The following is a 2,364-nucleotide window of genomic DNA, read 5'->3' as shown; positions in this document are numbered from 1 at the left end:
GGACAAGCCCTCGGCCTATTAGTACCGGTCAGCTCCACCCCTCACGAGGCTTCCACATCCGGCCTATCAACCCAGTCGTCTACTGGGAGCCTTACCCCATCAAGTGGGTGGGAGCCCTCATCTCGAAGCAGGCTTCCCGCTTAGATGCTTTCAGCGGTTATCCCTCCCGAACGTAGCCAACCAGCCATGCCCTTGGCAGGACAACTGGCACACCAGAGGTTCGTCCGTCCCGGTCCTCTCGTACTAGGGACAGCCCTTCTCAAGACTCCAACGCGCACAGCGGATAGGGACCGAACTGTCTCACGACGTTCTAAACCCAGCTCGCGTACCGCTTTAATGGGCGAACAGCCCAACCCTTGGGACCGACTCCAGCCCCAGGATGCGACGAGCCGACATCGAGGTGCCAAACCATCCCGTCGATATGGACTCTTGGGGAAGATCAGCCTGTTATCCCCGGGGTACCTTTTATCCGTTGAGCGACGGCGCTTCCACAAGCCACCGCCGGATCACTAGTCCCTACTTTCGTACCTGCTCGACCCGTCAGTCTCACAGTCAAGCTCCCTTGTGCACTTACACTCAACACCTGATTGCCAACCAGGCTGAGGGAACCTTTGGGCGCCTCCGTTACCCTTTAGGAGGCAACCGCCCCAGTTAAACTACCCACCAGACACTGTCCCTGATCCGGATCACGGACCGAGGTTAGACATCCAGCACGACCAGAGTGGTATTTCAACGACGACTCCACCCAAGCTGGCGCTTGAGCTTCACAGTCTCCCACCTATCCTACACAAGCCGAACCGAACACCAATATCAAGCTATAGTGAAGGTCCCGGGGTCTTTCCGTCCTGCTGCGCGAAACGAGCATCTTTACTCGTAGTGCAATTTCACCGGGCCTATGGTTGAGACAGTCGAGAAGTCGTTACGCCATTCGTGCAGGTCGGAACTTACCCGACAAGGAATTTCGCTACCTTAGGATGGTTATAGTTACCACCGCCGTTTACTGGCGCTTAAGTTCTCAGCTTCGCCCCACCGAAGTAGGACTAACCGGTCCCCTTAACGTTCCAGCACCGGGCAGGCGTCAGTCCGTATACATCGCCTTACGGCTTCGCACGGACCTGTGTTTTTAGTAAACAGTCGCTTCTCGCTGGTCTCTGCGGCCACACCCAGCTCACCAAGCTAGTTGGATCACCAGACATGGCCCCCCTTCTCCCGAAGTTACGGGGGCATTTTGCCGAGTTCCTTAACCATAGTTCACCCGAACGCCTCGGTATTCTCTACCAGACCACCTGAGTCGGTTTAGGGTACGGGCCGCCATAAAACTCGCTAGAGGCTTTTCTCGACAGCATAGGATCATCCACTTCACCACAATCGGCTCGGCATCAGGTCTCAGACTATGTGCCACCCGGATTTACCTGGATGACGTCCTACACCCTTACCCCGGGACAACCACCGCCCGGGCTGGACTACCTTCCTGCGTCACCCCATCACTTACCTACTAGAAGTCTGGTCCGTCGGCTCCACCACTCCCCCTCACTCCGAAGAGATCAGGGGCGGCTTCACGGACTTAGCATCGCTCCGTTCAGCATTGGGCGCTTTACAGCGGGTACCGGAATATCAACCGGTTGTCCATCGACTACGCCTGTCGGCCTCGCCTTAGGTCCCGACTTACCCTGGGCAGATCAGCTTGACCCAGGAACCCTTAGTCAATCGGCGCAAGAGTTTCCCACTCTTGTATCGCTACTCATGCCTGCATTCTCACTCGTGAACCGTCCACCACTACCTTCCAGCGCGGCTTCACCCGGCACACGACGCTCCCCTACCCATCACAACAGGCGTTAGCCCTCATGCTGCAATGACACGACTTCGGCGGTACGCTTGAGCCCCGCTACATTGTCGGCGCGGAATCACTTGACCAGTGAGCTATTACGCACTCTTTCAAGGATGGCTGCTTCTAAGCCAACCTCCTGGTTGTCTCTGCGACTCCACATCCTTTCCCACTTAGCGTACGCTTAGGGGCCTTAGTCGATGCTCTGGGCTGTTTCCCTCTCGACCATGGAGCTTATCCCCCACAGTCTCACTGCCGCGCTCTCACTTACCGGCATTCGGAGTTTGGCTAAGGTCAGTAACCCGGTAGGGCCCATCGCCTATCCAGTGCTCTACCTCCGGCAAGAAACACACGACGCTGCACCTAAATGCATTTCGGGGAGAACCAGCTATCACGGAGTTTGATTGGCCTTTCACCCCTAACCACAGGTCATCCCCCAGGTTTTCAACCCTGGTGGGTTCGGTCCTCCACGACCTCTTACAGCCGCTTCAACCTGCCCATGGCTAGATCACTCCGCTTCGGGTCTTGAGCATGCTACT

General features: G+C 56.8%; 1 rRNA gene. It reads right to left on the bottom strand.

Annotation, left to right across the window (positions count from 1 at the left end):
• Nucleotides 1-2,364: ribosomal RNA gene (locus HCN08_RS34370) — 23S ribosomal RNA — on the bottom strand; the annotation flags it as partial.

This window comes from Actinacidiphila epipremni, assembly GCF_012034175.1.
Classification (GTDB): domain Bacteria; phylum Actinomycetota; class Actinomycetes; order Streptomycetales; family Streptomycetaceae; genus Actinacidiphila; species Actinacidiphila epipremni.
This window is presented reverse-complemented; position numbering and strand designations above follow the sequence as displayed.